General features: G+C 39.6%; 27 protein-coding genes. 5 read left to right on the top strand and 22 right to left on the bottom strand.

Annotated features, from left to right (window positions below; all coding sequences use genetic code 11):
- Positions 1–90: 90 nt before the first annotated feature.
- From A8805_RS13920 to A8805_RS13900, 5 genes are all read right to left on the bottom strand, one after another.
- Positions 91–981 carry an SDR family NAD(P)-dependent oxidoreductase gene (locus tag A8805_RS13920; RefSeq protein WP_109712155.1) on the bottom strand — a complete coding sequence of 297 codons (891 nt, stop codon included), beginning with the start codon at positions 979–981 and terminating at the stop codon, positions 91–93.
- A 344-nt stretch (positions 982–1,325) separates the two neighbouring features.
- Entirely contained in the window at positions 1,326–2,447 is a 1,122-nt protein-coding gene (locus tag A8805_RS13915) for a tyrosine-type recombinase/integrase (protein ID WP_109712153.1), read from the bottom strand.
- 12 nt (positions 2,448–2,459) lie between these two features.
- Positions 2,460–2,705 carry a hypothetical protein gene (locus A8805_RS13910; RefSeq protein ID WP_146199451.1) on the bottom strand — a complete coding sequence of 82 codons (246 nt, stop codon included), beginning with the start codon at positions 2,703–2,705 and terminating at the stop codon, positions 2,460–2,462.
- Positions 2,706–3,092: 387 nt separating this feature from the next.
- A complete protein-coding gene (locus tag A8805_RS22355; RefSeq protein ID WP_109712148.1) occupies positions 3,093–3,275 on the bottom strand; it encodes a hypothetical protein in 183 nt (60 codons plus the stop codon).
- A 100-nt stretch (positions 3,276–3,375) separates the two neighbouring features.
- On the bottom strand, positions 3,376–3,651 hold the full coding sequence (locus A8805_RS13900; protein WP_109712146.1) for a hypothetical protein: 276 nt from the start codon (positions 3,649–3,651) through the stop codon (positions 3,376–3,378).
- Between the two features lie 334 nt (positions 3,652–3,985).
- On the opposite strand from A8805_RS13900, the gene A8805_RS13895 reads away from it, so the two are divergent.
- Both A8805_RS13895 and A8805_RS13890 read left to right on the top strand, forming a co-directional pair.
- Entirely contained in the window at positions 3,986–4,198 is a 213-nt protein-coding gene (locus tag A8805_RS13895; RefSeq protein WP_109712144.1) for a helix-turn-helix domain-containing protein, read from the top strand.
- 12 nt (positions 4,199–4,210) lie between these two features.
- Positions 4,211–4,597 (top strand): hypothetical protein, encoded by a 387-nt coding sequence (locus A8805_RS13890; protein WP_109712142.1) that lies wholly within the window; start codon positions 4,211–4,213, stop codon positions 4,595–4,597.
- 172 nt (positions 4,598–4,769) lie between these two features.
- On the opposite strand, the gene A8805_RS23005 is transcribed toward A8805_RS13890, so the two are convergent.
- The 9 genes from A8805_RS23005 to A8805_RS13850 all read right to left on the bottom strand — a co-directional run bounded on the left by A8805_RS23005 (position 4,770) and on the right by A8805_RS13850 (position 9,854).
- On the bottom strand, positions 4,770–4,829 hold the full coding sequence (locus tag A8805_RS23005; RefSeq protein WP_255350427.1) for a putative holin-like toxin: 60 nt from the start codon (positions 4,827–4,829) through the stop codon (positions 4,770–4,772).
- Between the two features lie 508 nt (positions 4,830–5,337).
- Positions 5,338–6,273 carry a sigma-70 family RNA polymerase sigma factor gene (locus A8805_RS13885; protein WP_109712140.1) on the bottom strand — a complete coding sequence of 312 codons (936 nt, stop codon included), beginning with the start codon at positions 6,271–6,273 and terminating at the stop codon, positions 5,338–5,340.
- A gap of 77 nt (positions 6,274–6,350) precedes the next feature.
- Complete coding sequence (locus A8805_RS13880; protein ID WP_109712138.1) at positions 6,351–6,782, bottom strand: hypothetical protein; 432 nt, start codon at positions 6,780–6,782, stop codon at positions 6,351–6,353.
- A gap of 53 nt (positions 6,783–6,835) precedes the next feature.
- On the bottom strand, positions 6,836–7,075 hold the full coding sequence (locus tag A8805_RS13875; protein ID WP_109712136.1) for a hypothetical protein: 240 nt from the start codon (positions 7,073–7,075) through the stop codon (positions 6,836–6,838).
- Complete coding sequence (locus A8805_RS13870) at positions 7,068–7,289, bottom strand: hypothetical protein (RefSeq protein WP_109712134.1); 222 nt, start codon at positions 7,287–7,289, stop codon at positions 7,068–7,070. Before A8805_RS13870 ends, A8805_RS13875 begins: the two co-directional genes overlap by 8 nt.
- A gap of 8 nt (positions 7,290–7,297) precedes the next feature.
- Positions 7,298–8,587: a replicative DNA helicase gene (locus tag A8805_RS13865; RefSeq protein WP_109712132.1), complete on the bottom strand. Its 1,290-nt coding sequence runs from the start codon at positions 8,585–8,587 to the stop codon at positions 7,298–7,300.
- Entirely contained in the window at positions 8,580–9,284 is a 705-nt protein-coding gene (locus A8805_RS13860; protein ID WP_109712130.1) for a hypothetical protein, read from the bottom strand. Before A8805_RS13860 ends, A8805_RS13865 begins: the two co-directional genes overlap by 8 nt.
- 4 nt (positions 9,285–9,288) lie before the next feature.
- On the bottom strand, positions 9,289–9,651 hold the full coding sequence (locus A8805_RS13855) for a hypothetical protein (RefSeq protein WP_109712128.1): 363 nt from the start codon (positions 9,649–9,651) through the stop codon (positions 9,289–9,291).
- Positions 9,651–9,854, bottom strand: a complete 204-nt coding sequence (locus A8805_RS13850; protein ID WP_146199450.1) for a hypothetical protein — start codon at positions 9,852–9,854, stop codon at positions 9,651–9,653. The genes A8805_RS13855 and A8805_RS13850 overlap by 1 nt, the downstream gene beginning before the upstream one ends.
- 171 nt (positions 9,855–10,025) lie before the next feature.
- Here A8805_RS13850 and A8805_RS13845 point away from each other — a divergent pair, with 171 nt between their 5' ends.
- Positions 10,026–10,952: a helix-turn-helix transcriptional regulator gene (locus A8805_RS13845; protein WP_109712124.1), complete on the top strand. Its 927-nt coding sequence runs from the start codon at positions 10,026–10,028 to the stop codon at positions 10,950–10,952.
- A 214-nt stretch (positions 10,953–11,166) separates the two neighbouring features.
- Positions 11,167–11,664: a QueT transporter family protein gene (locus A8805_RS13840; RefSeq protein WP_109712122.1), complete on the top strand. Its 498-nt coding sequence runs from the start codon at positions 11,167–11,169 to the stop codon at positions 11,662–11,664.
- 75 nt (positions 11,665–11,739) lie between these two features.
- On the opposite strand, the gene A8805_RS13835 is transcribed toward A8805_RS13840, so the two are convergent.
- The 4 genes from A8805_RS13835 to A8805_RS13820 form a co-directional block, all read right to left on the bottom strand.
- Complete coding sequence (locus tag A8805_RS13835) at positions 11,740–14,175, bottom strand: C39 family peptidase (RefSeq protein ID WP_109712120.1); 2,436 nt, start codon at positions 14,173–14,175, stop codon at positions 11,740–11,742.
- Between the two features lie 63 nt (positions 14,176–14,238).
- Positions 14,239–15,393 (bottom strand): class I SAM-dependent methyltransferase, encoded by a 1,155-nt coding sequence (locus A8805_RS13830; protein WP_109712118.1) that lies wholly within the window; start codon positions 15,391–15,393, stop codon positions 14,239–14,241.
- A gap of 211 nt (positions 15,394–15,604) precedes the next feature.
- Positions 15,605–18,181: a sensor histidine kinase gene (locus A8805_RS13825; RefSeq protein WP_109712116.1), complete on the bottom strand. Its 2,577-nt coding sequence runs from the start codon at positions 18,179–18,181 to the stop codon at positions 15,605–15,607.
- An 11-nt stretch (positions 18,182–18,192) separates the two neighbouring features.
- Positions 18,193–18,888: a response regulator transcription factor gene (locus A8805_RS13820; RefSeq protein WP_109712114.1), complete on the bottom strand. Its 696-nt coding sequence runs from the start codon at positions 18,886–18,888 to the stop codon at positions 18,193–18,195.
- A 690-nt stretch (positions 18,889–19,578) separates the two neighbouring features.
- Here A8805_RS13820 and A8805_RS13815 point away from each other — a divergent pair.
- A complete protein-coding gene (locus tag A8805_RS13815) occupies positions 19,579–20,547 on the top strand; it encodes a LysM peptidoglycan-binding domain-containing protein (protein ID WP_109712112.1) in 969 nt (322 codons plus the stop codon).
- Between the two features lie 389 nt (positions 20,548–20,936).
- On the opposite strand, the gene A8805_RS13810 is transcribed toward A8805_RS13815, so the two are convergent.
- From A8805_RS13810 to A8805_RS23135, 4 genes are read right to left on the bottom strand one after another with little or no spacing between them, the layout of a single operon-like run.
- Positions 20,937–21,917: an N-acetylmuramoyl-L-alanine amidase gene (locus A8805_RS13810; protein ID WP_109712110.1), complete on the bottom strand. Its 981-nt coding sequence runs from the start codon at positions 21,915–21,917 to the stop codon at positions 20,937–20,939.
- 51 nt (positions 21,918–21,968) lie between these two features.
- Positions 21,969–22,217 (bottom strand): holin, encoded by a 249-nt coding sequence (locus tag A8805_RS13805; RefSeq protein WP_242992402.1) that lies wholly within the window; start codon positions 22,215–22,217, stop codon positions 21,969–21,971.
- Positions 22,210–22,461: a hypothetical protein gene (locus tag A8805_RS22180; protein WP_181392852.1), complete on the bottom strand. Its 252-nt coding sequence runs from the start codon at positions 22,459–22,461 to the stop codon at positions 22,210–22,212. The genes A8805_RS13805 and A8805_RS22180 overlap by 8 nt, the downstream gene beginning before the upstream one ends.
- Positions 22,395–22,553, bottom strand: a complete 159-nt coding sequence (locus tag A8805_RS23135; RefSeq protein ID WP_207657705.1) for an HNH endonuclease — start codon at positions 22,551–22,553, stop codon at positions 22,395–22,397. The genes A8805_RS22180 and A8805_RS23135 overlap by 67 nt, the downstream gene beginning before the upstream one ends.
- Positions 22,554–22,557 lie beyond the last annotated feature (4 nt).

Below are 22,557 nucleotides of genomic sequence, written 5' to 3'. Positions count from 1 at the left end.
GCAGCGATATTACACGCTGCCATTACCGTACAAGCATATCACATACGGGCATTTTGGTCAATAAAAACCAATTCCAATGGTAATAATTGTCTATAATGCACAGTCGCTCTCCGCATACTCATATGCTCTGTAAGGGTTCTGTACCTTGAACATACCGCCGTCCACGCCTATAATTTCGCCTGTCACATAACTGCATTCTTCTGAGGCCAAAAATGAAACCAATGCAGCTACTTCCCCGCATGCACCAAATCTTCCAAGAGAAATCTGTTTCACCTGTACATCTCCTCTTTCTTTTATCATGGCATCTGTCATATCTGTATGTGTAATTCCCGGAGCATACGCGTTGACTGTAATTCCATAAGGTCCCAGTTCTGCCGAGGCAATCTTGGTCAGCATATCTACGCAGGCCTTACTGGCACCGTATCCTACAAGGCCGCAGTCTGCAAAGGAAGAAGAAATAGAAGACGCATTGATAATTCTTCCGTAATGCTGTTTCTTCATGTAAGGAATGACTGCCTTTGTCATCAAAAACGGACTTTTAAAATTCACAGCAAGGATATTATCCAGATATTCTTCTGTCATATCCTCGATGAAATTAAAATCAAAGATCCCGGCATTATTTACCAGAATATCTACTCTTCCAAAATGTTCTTCCACATAGTTCATAATCTGCGCAATATCTTCCTGTTTGGAAACATCACCATGAATAGCTGCAGACTCCGGTGTGTACTCCTGCATTTTCTGCTTTGTTTCCTGTACACTACCTTCATTGGAACGGTAAACAGCCAGTACAATATTTCCTCTTTTTGCCAGTTCAATACTTATAGCCTGTCCTATTCCTCTTGTCCCGCCTGTTACAATAGCAACTCTTTTTTCTGTCATCGACTCTACCCCGGCATTACGCCAAACCTTTCTGTTTTTATTTTCTACACTTTGGATGTTCCATACATAATAGTCCGTATGGCGCTTCATCTTCCTCATTTTTCATTTTACCAAAATGTGACTGTTAGAGCCATTATATTTTCCAATATCGTACATTTCTTGATTTTCGTCTTTTCCCATGCTATAATATGAACCGTTCCAAAGCCCTGAAAAATAAGGTCTTAAGGGCAATTATAAACCGTGTGTTCGTGACCTTCCACACGTAAAACAAAACTTCAATCTCTTCCTATTTATATGGGTTTATCAATAATTATAGAGTCTAGGAAACATCCATGTTTTCAGGCTTTATTTTTATCTTGTCTTATCTTCATTTATTCCATTGTGGGTAAAAAGTGGGTATACTCATACACCAAAAAAGACAGGATTTTAAGTCCTGCCTCTCTTTAAAATACATTTGCTATTTTTTCCATTTCCTCCATTTTTGTATCCGGTAATACATGGCTGTATAAATCCATTGTCATTGCTAAAGAACTATGTCCTAGAATTGTTTTCAACACCTGAGGCTGCATCCCAGCTTCTATCGCCCTTGTTGCAAATGTGTGTCGGAATATGTGAGGTGTAATTCGTGAAAAATCGTTGCCCGCAGCTCTAATCCTTTTAGTAATACGCTCAATCTCTGACTGTACTCGTTCCCGACTTAATGGCTCTCCTTTTTCATTACAGAATAAATACCTGTCCAGTTTTTCAACTTTGAATCCCCAATAATTCCGCTGTGCTTCTAATAGTTTCAATGTGTCAGCAGTCAACGGGATATCACGCCTTGATGTCCTGGTCTTTGGTGTGTCCTCCATATATCCCTGACCTTCGATATATTTCAAGGTCCGCTGTATATGGATAACACCTTTCTTCCTGTCTATATCGGTATACTTCAAGCCCCGCATTTCTCCATTTCTCATGCCAGTTCGGAGCATAACCCCAAAGAAATTGTACAAATAGCTACCCTTTGCATACTCCATAAATAACCCTTGCTGGTCTTTCGTCATGGCCTGCCTGGTCTTCTTTTCTGTTTGTCGTGGTAGTTCTGCCAGTTTAACAGGATTACGTTCTATTAGTCCGTTTCTCATGGCCTGCTGGAAGCATCCATTTAAAACAGCAGATACAACCTTGATACTGGATAAAGCATATTCTTCTTTTATCAGGTCATTATATAACTTTTGGATATGTTCCCCTCTAATATCTCCTATTTTCTTACTTCCCAATCTGTCTTTTATGATGCTTTGGTAATATTTTTCATAGCTGGTAAAAGTGCCAATCTTCACACGATTCTTTTTATATTCCTGCATCCAAGTATCAAACCATTCATTAAGCATGATTTTCTTTGCTTCCACAAAAAGGCCATACTCCAACTTATACTTTAATTCTCGCATTTTCTTTTTAGTTTCTGTTATGGTATCTGCATAGACTGAGTAGCTTTTATACTCATATTTGATACGTCCTTCATACCTCCCATTCGCCCTCTGCCTTATTCCCGGAGGAAGTTTCTTTCCGTTCTTGTCAACTGCCATACCATCCCCCCCCTAACAGGTCAGGCTCTCAAATATCAGAGCCATTGCATATTTAAAGCCGCTTTCAAATCCTTGTGCCTGCCCGTAACTGCTCCCTGCATAAATTAAATCAGCGATAGCTTCCTTTGTCAGGCTATCAGGCTTTTTCATCTTATCAACCAATTCTTTTCGTATCTGCTCGCTTAGTTCGTTGTCTGCCACTATGGCAGCAGGTGTTTTATTGTATGCATTCGCATATACCTTGTTAATCCTTGTCATATAACCGCTTCCTTTCTCTGCTGTGTGACAGCAGGCCATTCTTTCCTTGCATTTGGGCTATATGGCAGTATATAATCAATATAGCCCGTACTTGTGTGTATTGGGTTATGCTTATTTTTGCCCCTTGAGTGTTGCCGCACTCTTGGGGTTTTTGCTTTATGCTTTAATGTCTCTTATCTCTTTTTAAGGACTCCAAAATCTCCAGCTATGTTAGCAAATGCTATCATTTTCCAACATTTCAAAACGAACGTTTACCTTGTAAACCCTAAGTGTTTATTCCGAACATATCCTAATATGGCATATACCTTTTTAGGGTGTCGGAAATGTCGGGATAGCTCTGCCGCTGGGTTCAGGTGTTGATACACCGTAACCCGTAAGGCAAATGAATCACTTCCTTTTTTTAGCTCGCTCTGCTCGTTTCCCGTTTATATACCCAAGATAAAACATTGTCCAAACACAATCAAATGTTGCCGTATATCTATGCTCTCTCATATATTCTTTCACACTTTCACAACCAGCCATGATTCCACATTCCTGTAGTCGCACAATTTCTAAATCTCTTTTTTTCATTAAACCTTGTCCTTTCCCGGATTTCATAATGCTATGTGATTATTCGATAGCGTAGCACCAGCTATGCGCTCATATTGGTACATTAATACTAACAAGGATTTTATGCTACTGAAAATCTTCGGCTTTCCATAGTCCTCATATACTGCCCATATAGTTTACTATGGTCTGCCTTAAATGTCTTACTATCAAATTTATTAGAAATAACCTTAGTAAATCTTATAATGAAATCCCCGGCTTTCTGCTCTTCCAGATTCTTCTTTTCCATATCGGACTTGATTTCTTCTTTCAGTTCTGCAATCTGCTGTTCAATCTCTTTCTGCTGGGCTTCCAACTCTTTTAGCTTCCTGACTCTGTTCACTATCATTCTTTCTGTCATTGTGATGTCTCCCTTCTTTATTTTCCATATTGGCTCCGACATCCGGCCGAATCATCTTCCTGACTATTACTGCATCCTCTGACCGTTCACAGGTATATGGTTTTCAGCTTTACAACTTTTCGGGTTGTTCGTTTGCCTTACCTTTATCTTGATTACATTATACACTTATTCTTGACCATATTCAATTGACATTATACACAAATATTTGACCATGTTGTACACTTATTTTTGTGCATGTATTCACTTGTAAAAGTGCATGTTTTATACTATAATTATTGTATAATAAAGAAGAACATCGCCATTTTCCCGGTCAATGGTTCGGAAAGGAGGAGTTATGCCGATTAGCTATGATAAGCTTTTCAAACTATTAGAAAAGCATCAAATATCAACTTACTATTTGCGCCAGAACAAAATCATTGGACAGCAAACATATTACAATTTGAAAAACGGTAAAGGAAACTTGGGAACTGAGACATTAGAAAAATTATGTAAACTGCTGGACTGCCAGCCCGGCGATCTAATGGAATATATACCGGATGAAGATTAGGAGAATGCCGTTATGAAAAACATTACAAGCATAGATTGGAGCGCAACCGCTGCTTGGATTGCTTTAGCGGTTGCAATTATATCCCCCATAATTACAACTATCATTTCCAATTTTCATCAGGCTAAAATGAAACACTTGGAAATCCTGGAAAATCGAGGGCTTGATGTCATTGAAAATTATCTTGCCATTACATCCAAAGAGATATTAACCACTGGTATCTCAGAATCTTATCAAAAATGCTATGCGCAAATATTTCTTTACACACCAAAATCCATTTATTCTGATTTGGAAGAACTAAACACCTTGATATGCCACCCCAAAAACGATATGTTTCCAGATAAAGAAAAATGTATGTCTCTATTAGTCAGAATCAGCAAATCCCTAGGGATTAACAGTTGATGTAGGGTGCTATAAATAGCACTAGCACAAATAGGAACGTTAGACTTGATTATTTACTATAAATGTAGTATATTATAGACACAAAAAGAACAACCGCCAAAGTGGTTGGCCTAAATGAATTGTTGAAAATCCACCCAGTCCGCCAAGACTTTGAGGGTGGTTTTTCTATGCACTAATGACTAATCAAGTAAATGAAGGTCAGTAATGCGATTATGAACATTCCAAATTGCATCAAATCTTTGAAGTCAAATGGTTTTTTGTCCATTAGCACCACCTCCCATCTATGTAAAATGAGAGGCCAGCCACCCTATAACGGTTGTTCTGTTGGCAGTATATCATATCTTCACATATCCAATCAATACACAATTTACCAAGTATATACTTCTTGACATACCCCTGTGGCTTTGTATTTTGCTCGTACAGCCATTTTATAGCATTACGCAATGTTTTTATTCTAGTTATTATAAATCACTTAGAACATACAGTTAAACACTTTGTAGGCATCAAGCCTTTTTTCTTTGCAATCCAATAGTATTTACAATGTGAAAAAATATTTTCAGGAAAATGCACTATTGGAAACAGTCCCCTCCCCCGGTTCCCGTTCAAATTGCCGCATTACTAAGGAGGAGGGGGGTACCTTTAACTGCCTGCTGCCGTTCTTGCCTAATATCAAACCAGCTTCTCCTCACGAAAATCAGGCAAAAACCCCATACTTTTCTACCACGTTTTACCACACTTTTTTACATTCTCATGGCTTCCCTTTCAACTTCACTCCACCAGGTTTCATTGAATCGTCTTACACCTACATGCTGGAAACTGGCTGCCTGTATATACTCTTCATAATATCCTTTAAACTTCCGGCTCTTTGATGGCTTTCTAAGCTCCCTCATGGCTTTATCCTGTTGGTGCCGTACTGCTTCGCCAGAAATACTATATTGCTGTCCTATTTCCTTCATGGTCTTATTATCCATGAACCGACAGCGAATTACTGCAGCCTGCTTTCCGTCCAGACTGTCAACAGCTTCCCACAGCCATCTTTTCATAGCCTGATGGTCGTTATGCCTGATGATATTCTCATCCATATCATGACCAGAGGAAACTGCATCCCCAAGAGTAAGGTCTTCATCTTCACCCACTATCGGCTCATTTAGGCTGCGTATTTGTCCCATACAGACACTTTTCTTTATGGCTTGTAGTTTTTCCATATTGACATGTAGAAGGGCGCATAATGCTTTGTCTGATGGTTCCGCGCCGTAATACTTCCTATACTCGCTAATCGCCTTCTTATATTTATATATCCACTCATGAGCATGGGAAGGGATACGGACCGTACTGCCACAGTTTTCTATATACCGCTGCATACCCTGCTTTATCCAAAAGGCAGCATAATTTATAAACAGAACGCCCTGTTCCGGGTCATAGTGTTTTACTGCTTCACACAAACCGATATAGCCCTCCTGCTTTAAATCCTCCAGTTCTGCCCCATAGGTATACTTCACAGCCATTTTATGTATAAATCCTTTGTTCTGTTGCCACAGCAGGAGCATATTCGCTTTTACATTCTCCCCGGCCTGAATCTTGGCTGCTAACTGTTCATTTGACAGTTGCTTAATCGCTTCCTGCCGTCCGCATTCCTCTGTACGGACATCTATTTTGTTTTCAAGGTTCATTGACATATTAAGCCCACTCCCTTATATTATAATTAGTCTAGTTTTATCAAGTTCGTGGGCTTGTCATTTATGGCAGGCTCTTTTTATTCCTGGAAATTCATTTCTTTTTCCAGAAGCTCTGGCAGCTCACCATTTTTCACCGCTTGACACGCCATAGTAAAGCCATTTAGGAACTGTTCCTTTTCTGCTCCTGTCAGCATCTCCACTAATAAATCAACTAAATTTTTGCTCTCTGCTGCATTTAGCGGTAATTCAATAAGATAATCACTTACAGCCTGTACATTACTTTTCGTAATTTCTCCCCGCTCCACTTTTACAACTGTCTCGGGGAATTCAATTACAAGCCCCGGACCGTCCTTTTCCGGCTTAGTTTCATAAACCAATTCTCTAACTTCCATATCATCTACATCCGGGTACAGTTCTTCCAGTTCATCCATAAAAAGCTGCTCTGCCACATCCTTCTCAATCTTCATTTCATCCATAATCTCATTAATCCTCATTTCTCTTCTTGTCATTTTACATCCCTCCAACATATAAATTTTCTAAGTTTTTCTAAGTTCTCCTGCAACTATTTATCTATAAGCCTGATATGATGTACCGGAAACAACAGCATAATCCCATCCCCTAAAGATACAACTCCCTGCCCTCCAGAAAAAGCTATCAATGTACCCGTTACGGTATGGAAATTCATATCGCTTGTTTCTTCCGCGCTCATCAATATCTCCGCCCATTCTTTCTTAAACAGCAGCTTGCTCTGTTTTACTTCTTCCGCTCCATCTGATATAGCAACTTTACATTTTCTATTCATGTTTTGTTTTCCTTTCCAGCTCGCTTATATATGCCAGGGTCAAATCCTTTGAAAATGCGGTCTGATACTTTTGGTAAAATGCGTCACTATCAGCAAGCACTTTCTCCCAGTATGCCCCGGTATCCTCCACGACCCAGTTTTCCTGTAGCAGCTTCCAGTAGTCCTGGAACATCTCAAATTCTTCACTGCCCTTTTGCAATTTCACCTTTCCCATATCTGCCCCTAATCAAATGGAGTCGGCACTTTTGCCGATTGAAACCCACTGTAATCCTTAATCGCCTCATCCGTTTCAACAAACCTCATTTCACCACCATCAAAACGGTAGACAATCCTTCCGAGTTCTCCCTGCCTGTTCTTATCCACTTTCAGGCCCTTCCTGGACTTGTCCTCATTATCTAGATTCCAAAGCAGAATGATAATACTTGCATCCTGTTCAATATCTCCGGCTTCCCGTAGTTCTCCCATTGTTGGCTCTTTAGTTTCCCGCATTTCACTGGTACGGTTTAGCTGAGACAATGCAATAATGGGAACATTCAGTTCCATTGCAAGAGATTTGATTGCCTTTGATATTGCACCTACTTCACTGGTTCGGCTCTGATATCTGACATCTGCCTTTATCAACTGTAAATAATCAATGATGATACAATCCAATTCCTGATGTCTGCATTCGTTCCGTATTTCAGACACCGACTTTGTACCGCTGCTGATTAGAATTCCCAACCCTCTCAATACCTCATTTGCCTTTTCAAATCTCTCCTTTTCATCACCTAAGAATTTAAATCCCCGGCGAATACGGTTCAATCCGATACCGCTTTGATTACTTAACAGCCTTTCATAGACCTGCTTATCAGACATTTCCAGATTATAGAACCCCACCTGCTTTCCCGCTTTTGCCATTTCTAGTATGACCTGTGACACAAATGCAGATTTTCCTATCCCGGGCCTCGCCCCTATGATAATCACGTCCCCGCCCTCAAGACCGCCTGTAATATCATCTAACTTGGAAAATCCTGTATACAGCCTGTCTATATCCTGCTCTTTGAAATATTGACTCTGATATGCTTCAACAATTGCAGACATCCGTAGAGATTTCTTTTTCTCATTACGTTTCAGCAATTCCAAGTCCTGTATCAGTGCTGTTATACTTTCTTCAACGTCTGCTGCCGTTATCTGTGTATGGGATAGGATATCTTTCAGGGTACGGGCTTTATAATCCCTTACAACGCTTTCTGCGTAACTGACAATTTCAGTGGATGTAATTGTCAAACCTATACATTCCTTTATTGCCTGCCCAATCTGCTCCCGGGAATATAATTTACATTCAACGGCCTGTGATATGGTTACTACATTCGCCACCTTCCCAATATCATAGTTCTTTACAATCTCTTTGTAGATTTCTCCCAGCAAAGGATTTCGGAACATGTCCGGTTTCAAAATGTCATAAATCTTATGTATGGCGTTGATATCCATGAGGAGGGAACCGATAACAGATTGTTCTGCCAAGTCACTCATGCTGCTCCTCCTTCACCACATAATCAAGAAGCTGGTTTCCTGTAAGCGTGTCAAAATTCTTGTAATACTCCAGTTCCGTTCCTGCCGCTTCCTGCTGTCTGATATAGTTGTGTACCGCAAGATACATTTCCCGGTTTGTCAATTTTCTACGCTTCCCGTTTACCATCCTGCCTTTCAACCAAGAACAGTAATTTGAAAATGCTTTTGTTTTTCCTCTCTTTTTCGGATAGATAGCATAGATTTTTTCAAAGTCAGACTCTCGTTCGTCCGCTTCCGGCGAACAAATATTATTATCTATACTATACTTACCTATACTAACCTGTGCTTCCAGTTTGGATACATCCTGTATACATCCCGTATCCATGCCATAGATACCGTCCTCAACTGCCAGTTTTTCAAACTCTTTTTGATAGATGGTGGGCTTATATCTGTCACGCTGAATATAATTATTCTGTTTCCAGTGCCTGACTACAATTACCCCGTTTTCAAGAGCTAAAATATATCCTTTGGCCAGTAATAACTTCAAATCATCCTCGCCACAGTTTACGAGCTTTGTAATCTTTTTAGGGGCCGCCACAAAACCATCATCATCTGCCCTCATTCCAAGATGGAAGTACAAGGATTGTGTGGAGGCCGGCATTTCAAGAAAGTTATCGGTGTCTACCACATCCAGGCTGAACATTCTCCTGTTTGCCATTTTTCTACTCCTCCTGCTCCTGTGAATCGTTCAACGCCCTTTTCGCACTCTGTATCGCTATAAATGTATTACTGGCCCGATTCTCCAAAGACTTACAAAACTCCGCTATCTCTGCACGGTTCACTGGAAGGAAATACCCACCTGTTGTGGAAGAACAAATCACTGCCCCTCTCTTTCGCTCCTGTGCGATATACTGCTGTAATTCTCTTGCAGAACTGCATCCGACCAGTTTTACAAGTTCCTGTGTAGGGATCGCATTTTCTTTTCCCACTGGCAGCAGGCTGGCTATAGGATAATCCACTTTTGGATAGTCAGCCTTGCCGGGCTGATTATCTGTATGTACTTGGTTATGCTTATTTTTTGCCATTACTGTACCCCCGTTAAAGAGTTGAAATACTCATCCACTTTTCGCCTGTCCCATAATACTCTGCGGCCTATCTGAACTTTTGCACCTATTTTCTCGCCGAGTTTCATTGCATTGTTTCTTCCCAGATTGGTGTAGGCCCTTAATTCCTCTGTATCCATCAACCGGGATTCTCCTGTAATTGCCGTCACTGTTCTGTTTCTCATAAATTCCTCTCTTTCCATTTATCATTGTTTATATACCTCTTGTAATTCATGCAAGCATTTGTTACAATTACTATTATAAAGTAACATTTTTATTATAGCAATGTTTTGTTACTTATTTATTTCAAATGTAACAAATTTAATCATTTCAGAATTTTGAATGGGAGAAAAAAAATGGATGTAACAAAAAAAAGCATTAGGAACACAACAAAGACAACAAATGTGTCATATACAGCTAAATCATTTGGGAGAAAATTAATAGAATTACGAAACGAGAAGGACATTACGCAGGCTGACTCTGCTGAGTTAATTGGCATAACTAGAAATACTCTTAGTATGTATGAAAGAAATGAGCGTTGCCCTAATATAGATATTGCAGTAAATGCGGCTAATGCTTATAATGTCTCTTTAGATTATTTATTTGGAATAGGATATAGGGAAAAGAAAAAAAACCATGAAAGTCTTTATGACTATTTCTCAGAAGAATCTCTTGATTTCCTTAGTGATACGCATATAAGATATTTTGTTGATAGTATGCTTTCACATCCAAACTCTAAGAAGATATCTGACATACTATATGCAATACAATACAAGCCTTTGATAAACTCTTACGAGATTAATTATATATCAAGGTTAATTTCCGACTTGTTATATTCAATGGTAGTAGATATAAATAAGGATGCCTACGAGTTGCGTCCTATGTTAGAGAATGAACTTAGTGAGCTATTAGAGGCTGTTAATGATTGCATCAGTAAGATAGAGCAAAGAGAAAGACTACTTAGAACAGATTACGACAAATATTTAGACTGTGAAGACAGCATTAATACTGAACTGGAAAGAATAAAATCATTACTAGAAAATGCTCCAGACACCGAATATAATCAGGCAAGGGAAGCCGGTTTTACTTCTGCTATTAAAATGATTGCAAATGGAGAAATGGGCGTTCCTAGTCTTATTTCACCTGAAGACGATATAATTAAAGAGATGAACTTATTAACGCCGTATCTAAACAAAATACCTTTAAAGAAAAGGATAAATATGTCCATTGAAGAAGAGTTTAAAACAGCAAGAGAGATAATGGAAAAAGAACAAAAAAAGTAATTATGTGTTGCTTTTTTCCAATTTCAGATATTCTTTATATTTGTATCTATAAATATCTTCTCATTGTGGGTACAAAGTGGGTACAACTTGATTTTTGATTTCCTCTGTGCTATACTACAAACCGTTGAAATCGGCTTATTCTGCCATTTTCAGCACAAAACTAACGTGTGTTCGTGACCTTCCACACGTAAAACAAAACTAAAGGAGATTAAAAATGAAAAAATTGAGAATCAACAATGTGCTTTTTATGGCACAGGCAGCTATGATTGCTGCTATCTACGTGGTGCTCACCCTTGTGTTTGCACCCTTCAGTTATGGTGAAGTGCAGGTTCGTATTTCCGAGGCACTGACCATCCTTCCGGTATTCACCCCGGCTGCAATCCCAGGCTTGTTCATCGGATGTCTTATCAGTAATATACTTGGCGGCTGTATTCTGCCCGATATTATTTTTGGAAGTTTCGCCACCCTGATAGGTGCGGTCTTTACCTGGCAGCTTCGCAATAAAAGTCCGTTTCTGGCTCCGCTGCCCCCTATTTTATCCAATATAATTATTGTGCCGCTTATCCTGCGCTATGGATACATGGTGCCGCTCCCAATTCCCTTCATGATGTTAACCGTAGGCATTGGACAAGTGATTTCCTGTGGAGTATTAGGAATGATTCTATACACGGCATTGAATAAATATAAACATACTATTTTCAGAACACCTTAATACGTAAAAGAAAAAGAACCTTATACACAGGCATTTTACAGTACTCCTAAATGCCCATGCGCAAGGTTCTTCTTGTTATTTCACATATCCAATAAACGTATTCCCGCTTCCCTTCACCATCTCTTCCATATCATTCACGCTAACCGTGTGCTCCTCTCCACTGTCAGGATCTATATAGGTCACATCGGTTGTACTATATCCGGTCAAAAGTATTGCATGGCTGGAATCTGTCATAGCAATTACAGGAAGTCCTTTATTAATCACATAAAGTACCTGACTTAAAGTACATCCCGTTAAATTCACTCTTTTCGCCTGGTATTGGTTCATCTGCTCCTCGCATGCCTCGAAAGAAGTTTGATGTTCCGATTTCTTAAATGCCTGTGCAGCTGTATAGTAGACCAGGTCACGGTTTCCTTTTTCCCAAATATAGGTCTGCTCAGAGGAAATTACCACACCGGACACCTGTTCAGCCTTTTGAATTGCATAAGACGCCCTGTTATAAATTTCTATTAGTTCTCCTGTTCCGTATACATAATATTTATCCGATTTTACCTTGCCATCAAATGCAATGGTAACCGGCTCATTCAGCATGACCTGTTTTGGCCTCAGGATTTTAGGTAACTGGTCAGGAATTCCATCCACATACTTTAATCTCATCTGTTTCTTTTTCAAATCAGTCGAGTAAGGCTCCAATGAAATATTACTTTCCTTCCGCACAGCATTATTACTAATATAATCCTGTGCCGTATCCGTATAGGTTTCTCCGGACTTTGTCACCCGGTTAAGTGTAACAAGATTATCCTCAACAAATATATCCGAAATGTAAGTCCCCTCCACAGTATAGGTTTTCACTACCTCGTTTTTACCATCCAGGATTTCCAATTCATACATAGGCAGTATATCTTCTCCTGCCACCGTTTTCCCCTTATCATCTGCTCTTTGGCGTCCATAGATGAAATCGTTGATCACAAACCCAAGAGGCCTTATAGACTCCCCTGTACTTGCCTCTAAGGTTCTTTCCTTACCTGTTTTTAGATTGAGGACCATAATTTCTCGTGCATCTTCCAGAGAACCACTTGTTTGATAAGCAAGCAGATGTCCGTCATCTGATGCTGTATACTGTCCTTCTTTTAAGTCCTCAGCCAGTACTTCCTGTTTGTCTTTTTCCAAATCCACCTGATACAATGTTCCACCAGCCAGAACGTAAAGTACCTCCCTGTCATGACTGTAGTAAACCATTTTTCCCAGTTCATCCTCAGCGATAGCAAAAGATTTATTGCTTGGAATAAATGCCTTCTCTTCTACAGCATTTTTCTCAATATCAAAATAATAGATATCTACGCCTACTCTGCCTTCATAAGTCCCCCTATTCATATACCCATAAACGGCAAAAACTGTGCTTCCATTCTCATCCATACTGATAAGCCTGACTGCATGCTGGTCATAACGGCTGCGTATATCGTGTCCCTCTCTATTTGCAAAACTAAATACCAGGGACAGCTCATCTGATTCCTTATTATAGGTCCATAAGTCTCTCTCTTGTACAAAAGATACAATTGTCCCGTCCTTATTTGTCTCATATGAAGTATCCGGAGAAGTAATTCCGAGTAATATTCCCGTTTCATCCAACACTTTTTTATTTCCATTGAAAACCTGATTCATACTTCGGTTATAATCTAAAAGATAAACCTCATCTCCGCTGTGTCTCACACGGAAAAATTCTTTTATATTATAAGTCTCTACCTCATCCTGGTCTCCTGTACACGTGACCTGATATTTTGCAAGTAAAGAGGTATAAACACTATTACTTTCCTTGATACTCCACTCCACAGGGCTGGATATTTCCGGTTCCAGGTTTCCCCATGTAACCTGTGTACTGTTTGAGTGAATTGTTACCGTCTGATAAGTCGTGTTATCGCCTTCTTCATTTGGTTCCAAATACTGGGACAGTTCAGAAGCATTTTTTTTGCTGAATGTCTTTGAATGAAAACCATCTGCAAAATCAAGGCACTCTTTTACAGCAAGATCCTCCGGTCTTTCAATTCTTGTGTAGAAATATATTTCTTTCTTTTCAGTTTCTAATGTTACTTTTAAAACAGCTTCAGAAACATTTTCTCCCAAAGTGCTGTTCAAGTCTAATTTAATGGTTGAAGCTGCCAAATCTTTGACTTCATCCTTGCCGTAAACATCTTCTCCATTTAAAGAATATACTTCATATTGAATTGACTGGATGACATTTTCATCCTCTTCTATTATCATTTCAAGAGTACCGTTATTTTCTAGCGGTGTAACCGTATCCCTCATAGCAGTAATATCCATATCGTCCACATACCCTGCAAGAGTATTTACATTTCTGCCTGCCACCGTAAATGAAATTCTGGGCAGTGTAGGATCACCCAGGTCAACTGTCAAATCATCTGTCCCCCTATTTGTAATCAGGCTGCTTATGACAAGCGCAATGAGAAATATGCCTGCCAAAATCCCAACCTTTATCCACCTCTTTTTTTTCATTTGTCTGTCCCCTTTATTTTAAAAATATCATATCTGTTCAAAACCATAAACAGATACAAAATATCATCTTTCTTCATCTCCATATAGCAGCTTTCCTAATGTAGGCTTTACCTGCAAAAACGTTTCACACTCCCGGATTTCCCGCCTTGCACTTACATTATCTTTTTTACTTTTCACAGCACGCAATAAAATATTCTTAGGTGTATGCTCCATGTCAATAAACTCTAATACCTGCGTCTCATACCCCGCTGTCTCAAGGTATTTCGCGCGCAGCCCGTCTGTAACAAGAGCCGCAAACCGCTCTTTCAACAGCCCATAATCCATAATCGGAGCCAGCATTTCATTTGCTATTTGCTTATTCAGTTCATGCTGGCAGCATGGAACCGAAAGAATCACCTGAGCGTTCCAGCCAATCGCCTTAGCCAGTGCATAATCTGTAGCGGTATCACATGCATGAAGAGTAACTACCATATCTACTGCCTGTACTCCCTCATAATCCGCAATGTCTCCCACTAAAAAAGTCAGTTTCTCATATCCATATTTCCGGGCCAGCCCACTGCAATGTTCAATCACATCTTCCTTTAAATCGAGGCCAATGATACGTATATCATACTCTTTCAGCTCATGAAGATAATAATACATTGCAAAAGTCAAATAAGACTTTCCGCAACCAAAATCTAAAATCGTCAATTCCCGTCCCTTGTCAAGCCTGGGCAGAATATCCTCAATAAACTCTAAGAAGCGGTTCATCTGCCGAAACTTATCAAACCTGGATTTCACAATTTTCCCCTCAGAAGTCATTATTCCCAAATCTTCAAGAAAAGGTACTGCCATCCCTTCACGTAAAATATATTTCTTAGTGCGGTTATGGGAGAGCGCTGCCTCCTCCAATTTCTTTTCCAGGTGCTTCTTTTGAATCGTCACCTTCCCCTTTTTACTTACAAGTACCGTATAATTTACGCTCCTCGTAGTTACCTGCAGCTGTCGGAAATTTCCCATATACTCCACAATCCGCCCTGCCGCCTCCTCAGGCATAAGATTTTCATGAAATACCTGTGTCTTCGTAAAAGATTCCAACTGAAAATAAAAGTTCCCCTTCTTCCCAACCGGCCTCACCTTAATCTTCAAAACACCATCCGACCTGCGCGGATTACTCATAATCCCCTGGACAAACTCTATATTTAAAACATTATTTAATAATTCCTGCAATTTCTCCATAAAATACCCCTTAAAATATTCTTTCCAATTCTTTTACTAATTGTAAAGCAAAACCTCCAATGGTGCAAGAATCAGTTCCAACTTGAAAACACTTTATAACATCAGTATCTTCAAAAGGCATAAACATATAAGAAAAGATGAGAATATTCTGAAAATGGTCAGCAAAAGGGTCAGTCCCTTTTCAGAAGGGACTGACCCTTTTTTAATTAGCCTACTTCATTCTTGGAAACTCTATTGTTACCTTAAACAAATCTCCATCAAGATACAGTTTGAACTTGCCTCCCTGCATCTCTGTCAGGCTCTTGGCTATAGACAGTCCCAGCCCGCTGCCCTCCGTGCTTCTGGCTATATCTCCTCTAATAAACCTTTCTCCCAATTCATCAGCAGAAATATTCAGGGCACTCTCAGAAATATTTTTCAATGAAAAGCTTACCTTTCCTTCATCTACCCAAAGATCTGCATACACCCGGGTTCCTGGCATGGCGTATTTGGCTGCATTGTTGTAAATATTCTCCAGTACACGCCATATGCGTCTTCCATCTACGTAAATAATAGCGGATTCATCTGTAATGTTCTGAACCATTTTCAGTTTCCTTTTCTCGAACTTTTCAGTAAACTCTCCTGCCGTCTGGTTAATCAGCTCAACCAGATTTACATCCATCAGTTCCAGAACAATATTCCCGCTGCTTACTTTTGATGCCTCAACTACATCTTCTGTCAAAGTCTTCAGACGCTGGGCCTTTTCCTCCAGAATATCCAGATATCCCTGGATTTTAGGATCATCAAAATTCTCCCGTTTCAACAAATCTACATAGTTGATGATAGAGGTCAGTGGTGTCTTAATATCATGAGAAACATTGGTAATCAGGTCCGTTTTTAGTCTTTCACTTTTCATGCCTTCTTCTACTGCGCACTGAAGCCCATTTCCTATATTATTCATCATTTCTGCAGTGTTCAGATTCTCACCTTTCAGCCCATCCAAAGGAATCTGATAATCTACATTTCCAGAAGCAATCTCCTGAATTCCTTTTCGAAGCCTGTTCTTGGCAATTGTATTTTTTACAATAATATATAATGCCGCGGCTCCCTCAAAAATAAATATCAGCAGGACAGAAACTATCCCGTCATTAATAGCTATAATAAACAAATCTAATAAAATAAATGCTGCCGCAATAAATACTATTTTAAATATAGAGCTGCGGTTCTCCCAAAGCTCTTTTAAAAATAGAAGAACATCCCGCAGCAAACTATTTTTCCAAAGTGTTTTTGCCTTGATTCTGCGAATCAGGCTAAGATAACCGGCTAAAAAGCAGGCTGCTGTATATGCTGCTGTAAGCCCCACCTCTGCCAAATCAGATATAGCCAGATAGCTCCCGGAATAAACACCTGTATAAGCCATAGTATAATAGCCTTCTACCGCATAAGAAACTCCACTTGTAAAAATATTCCCCCATATATTTACCATAAAAAAAACAGGGAAAATCCATATTAGAATGATAAATGCTGCCCCTAATTCCGTTTTCCAACGGTCAAATGCAGTCAGATGAAGTTCTTCATCTTCTGTTTTACCGGCAATAACAGCCATCCAGATTAAAATCAGCAGAAATATTATAGAGCAAAATACACTGCCAAATGCCGCCTGCTTTAAATATGGGGCATAAGTATCATATGCCTGCTTATCTGTATAAAAATTATCCTGTATTGGAAAATCTGTGTCTATAGATGCTGCAAATATACAGTCGGTATTTTGGCTGCAGATATAGGATTTCACTGCTGAATGCCATTCGTTGGCAGATATATCCATATTTGTCTCAAATTCCGCCAGCTTCGGCCTTACAATCAAGTACTTGCTTTTCGCTCCTGACTTCATTCTCTCCAGGTTCGCTTTAACCTCATCATAACTTTGATACTGGTCATTGTTTGTATAAACTGTTTTTGTGTTTTCATTTACAAACATGTAAGTAAAGTTTGTATTTCCTTCCTTCCACATGTCGCCTGTGTACAAATATTCTTCTATCTGTGAAGAAATTGAGCCTAGCACACTCTCCATATAGTTATAAACCTTTGATAATTTTCCGTTCAACTCCGGTGTCTTGTTCACTACCTCCAAAATATTTGCTGCATCTGCAGGGGCATACTTCTCTTTCAATGCTCCGCTAAATGTCCAGCAATCCGTATATTCTGTATTTCCATCCGCATTTTTAATAATTAGATTTCCATCCGAATACCCGGAAGTATAGTATCCATCCTCCAGCTCCGTTAAGAAATCAGAAACAGATTTATGGTCCACTTCCAACAAAAGCTTTTTATCCTGTATCAGGGTCTGGAACTCTCCCATATAATAATAATGATAGGTTCCGTCAGGTTTTTGGCAGACCACAATGTTATTATCACGATAGTCCGCACCTTCCTCCATATATTCACTGCTCCAGTTTTTTAAATCTTCCAGATCATAGGTGAGCCCGGATATATTTTCGCCGGTTATCTTTCCGTTCCTGGCCAAATCTACAATATCAACCAATTTATTGGAATCATATTTGCCTTCCGTTTCAAAATTGTGTTTCATGGAAAGCCCTTCCATTACACTCCATGTGGCGTTATATACCATATTTTTAAAGCTCGTGGACTCTTCATAGGGTTCAGTAGAAAAATTGATGAAGTCTTCTCCCTTCATATTTCCCGCAAAAGCCAAAAGAACCACGATGCTCAAAACCGCTGCTACCGCCATAATATGTGCAAAAAGCAGCAGAATACCCTTTGTCACCGGCTTCTTATACCAGTTTTTCATATTACTCCTTTCTAGAGTTTTTCAATCTTATAACCAACTCCCCAGACCACCTTCAGATATCTGGGCTCTTTGGGATTAATCTCTATCTTTTCCCTGATATGACGGATATGCACCGCAACCGTATTGTCTGCTCCGATTGCATCTTCATTCCAGATAGATTCATAAATCTGATTTATAGAAAAAACTCTCCCTTGATTTTTCACTAGTAATAACAAAATATTGTACTCAATCGGTGTCAGCTTCACGACTTCCCCATCTACCGAAACTTCCTTCAAATCATCGTTAATAGCAAGACCCCCAACCTCATAGACCTTCTCAGACTTTTCACTCGTATTCCCGCCAAGCTGAGTATACCGGCGCAGTTGTGACTTTACTCTCGCCACAAGCTCCAACGGATTAAACGGCTTTGTCACATAATCATCAGCACCCACATTCAGCCCCAGAATCTTATCCGCATCTTCCGACTTCGCGGACAGAATAATAATAGGAATACTATTGTTCTCCCTAATTCTAAGTGTTGCCCTAATTCCATCCAGCCTGGGCATCATGACATCAAGCACAAGTAAATGTACTTCTGCCGTTTCCAGAACCTTTAATGCCTCTGCACCGTCATAAGCTTTCAGTATATGATAGCCTTCCTGAGTTAAATATATCTCGATTGCTTCCACAATTTCTTTATCATCATCACAAACTAAAATATTATACATTTTCATCACCTCCTCTACAGTATACATGATATCTGTGATTTTTTAAGACCCCTTGGGGAAAATCTTATAAATTTCTTAAATTAAAATTACTCTGCCTGATACTTTATTTCTTTATTATTACCTGCACATCTTAATATGAAGAGGATTGCTATGAGCTGCCCCTCTTCATAGTTTTTTCAAAAATCATACATAAATTGTTAAATTATCCCTCACATAACTAACACATTTTCCATGTATAGTAATAACTATCAAAGGACAATAACCTTTTTTATATAAATTTTCTTTTTCATAATTTTTTCAAGGCCGGGAGTAATCCCGGCCACTCCTTTTTCCATTTCTTCCATTTACCTCCTATTGCGAAATTGTTACGTAATTGTTACAATTCTATTGTGATTAGCTAACACAAATAATAACAATAATAATCATCATAAGGAGGACTAAGCCATGTGTTTTAACTTTAGTAACTGTTCTGAGTTAATCAACTATCTTTGCAATGCACTCAATCGTGGATGTTAATTTTAAGGCTCTGGCTTAAAGCCAGAGCCTTTTTTATAATTCGGGCCACGCCTCCTTTCTTTTAAATCTTTCATCTTTAAGTAACATTCCACCCCCCAAGAACAATTTTATTATTTTACACATATAATAAAATGATAATATAACCATACTTTTTATGGTAAAAGGAGTTTTTATATGAGTTTTCAAGGACTTAACGTCAGTGAATTCCAGGGAATTGTAGACTGGGAGCGGGTGAAGTCCGCCGGGTACCAGTTTGCCATGCTCTGCGCCGGACATGGTTTTGGCATTTTAGATAAAAGGTTCCAGCAAAATGCCGCAGAATGTAACCGGATTGGGCTTCCTATAGGCGCATACTGGCTTTGTCATGCTATCAACCCGGAAACAGCCCGGCAAGAGGCTGATGGCTGTATAAATGCAGTTTCTTCCTATTGTCTGGAATACCCTGTATGTTATAACATAGAGCAGGCGACAATTAACTACGCCGCCCAACATGGTGTAACTGTAACACCTGCGCTGGCAGCTCAATTTGTACAGAGTTTCTGCAGCAGAGTAGAAGAACTGGGGTATTATGCCATGCTTTACTGCGACCGGAACTTTCTGCATACTTATTTTCCTTCAGACCTTTCCAAACGCTATGCACTTTGGTACGCATACTATGGAAGTCAATTTGATAATACTCACTGCAGTATCTGGCAGTATACTAATCAAGGACACGTACCGGGAATCAGAACTAATGTCGATTTAGATTTAGGATTTACCGATCTTCCTGCCATTATCCGGGATGCAGAGCTGAATCATCTGGATGGCAGTTCCCCCCCCTCTGGTTCGACCGTACAGAATTACATTACTTATGTCATTCAGCCAGGAGATACTCTGAGCGGCATAGCAAAACGTTATGGAACTACTTATCAGACTCTTGCCGTCCTAAATGACATTCCCGATCCGGACATAATTTATCCCGGCCAGACTATCCGGGTTCCTGAAGATGGAACCTCTACCTCTGTTTACTATACTATACAGCCTGGAGATACTCTGAGTGAAATTGCTCTCAAGTTCGATACAACTGTAAGTACCCTGCAAAATCAAAACAATCTCAGCAACCCGGATTCCATATATGCAGGACATATAATTAGAATCTCATAATACCAATTTTAGAATTTCATAACAAATTTCCCAGTTCTTTTATAGAAATGACATACTTTGTGCACATTTATCCTATATACTGAATTTAGATAGTTGATAGAACAACTATCCCCCCTCATAAAGTTAAGACATCTTAGAGGAATCCTAGATGTCTCACTTTACTCTCATTCCTTTAGATATTATGAAAACAAGCAGAACCCCATTTAGCCGATACTAAGTGGGGTTTCTGTTATTTTTCATATACAAGAAATAGGGTGGGGTGAAAAAACATGATACTAGTAATGCAGATATGAAATAGAAAAAATTAAAATAATCTTATCACCATTCATTAGTACCTTACCCACTACAAATAGCTCGAAGTTATTAAGAATCCGGGCTATTCCTTTTTATTAATATAATTGGAACCTATCTATTGCAGCTCCAAAAGTTCCAGCATATCCATCCTGACCATTTTTTGTTTCATTGTCATATTGCCAAGGCCAGTAGTTTCCATTGATAGGGCTAACACGATATTGCGCCTTCTGGTAACCGTGCTCTGAAACAATATCCGATGGTGTATTATAATACACCTCAATCGCATCAATAATCTTACCATTTCCTGCATATCCGTTATTATGGTCATTCCAGTTATACCCAGTTATATATGGGAGCCAGCCGTCCCCCTTAATATGTACCCGATATTTTACTGAACCTTTATTTACCTTTATAGTAATATCAGTAATGGCCACTCCTCTGACACCTGCAAAATCCGTTAAATTAGTTACTTCGGGGTAACTGCTTCCCCCCGCTTTTACAGCATATGTAAATACAATACCTGTACCAATACGCCCGATATTTTGCTTAATCCCCGAAGTATCCGGTGCAGCTGCATATATTGGCGCTGATATGTTTCCTTTCATCAATTCAATAATTTTTTTAATAAAATATGCCTTACAAGCTGCCGCACCCCCATGAATCTCTACACTTCTATGCGGGCAAGCTGTAGCAAATACCTCTTGATGCAGTCTTATAGTACTGTTAGACGGTACAATGCCATACTGTTTACACTTCTGTGCTGCTAATACGAGAGCCCTTTCCTCATTGGTTTTGAATGTCTCTAATTCTCCCCTGCTCTGGCAAATTTCGATGGAGAGATAGTTTAGATTTCCATCGAAGTTACCGCAGTGCCACGCACAGTTCGCATCTTCCTCTGCCTGCAGTGTATCATCTGAGGCTACATAATAATGTGTGAACCCGATTGATAGGTTATGCGTCTGCAGCCAGTTCTTATAATATGCTGCAGTAGCGTTTTGACTTCCCGCATCGTTGTGCAGGAATATCCCCACGGGGTTTCTGCTTCTTCTTCCAGCTACTCCTCCACAAATGCTCATTCTGATATCTCCTTCCTGCCGACTTTGCGCCGGTGCAAAAAGAGGACGATGTTACTCGCCCTCTGTGGTTTCTGTAGTTCCGACCTCAGGTAATCCTGCTACACTGGTTAGCAACGAAAGAACTCCGGCTAGTGCGGCGGCAGATACTACATACTTCCAATTAACCTGTCCCATAGCTGCGGCGGTTCCGATTCCGGCTATAGCAGCCTGCGCTACAGTGCGCACTGCACGAACCCCACTCGCTACTAACCATTTTTTTGTAAAAACATTTTTCATAATAACCGCCTTTCTTTTATGCATATTTCCACCCAAATCTGCCAGCTGTTTTGTATCTATAGTCTTTTCTGTCGCTTGCCGCAATGTGTCCTGTACCGATTCCAGGTGCCTTTCCAGCCTCTTTCTGAGACTCAAAATAAAAACGACCGCCATCTTTCAAAATGGCGATCACTGGTTTTTTCTTACTCTCTTGCGCTCTTCTTAGATTTTCAGGGTGGTAATGCATACGTCCTTGTGCTGTTGCATGTTTCCTTTGTAAGTTGTCCATTCAAGATTGGATACTTCGTTATTGGAAGAATTATTATCTATATGATTTACTACATCACATCCGTCAGGCTTTGGTATAAATACAGCCGCCACAGGC

Source organism: Faecalicatena contorta, assembly GCF_003149105.1.
GTDB lineage: Bacteria > Bacillota > Clostridia > Lachnospirales > Lachnospiraceae > Muricomes > Muricomes contortus_C.
Note: the sequence above shows the minus strand (reverse complement) of the source record. Positions and strands in the feature narration are given on the sequence as shown.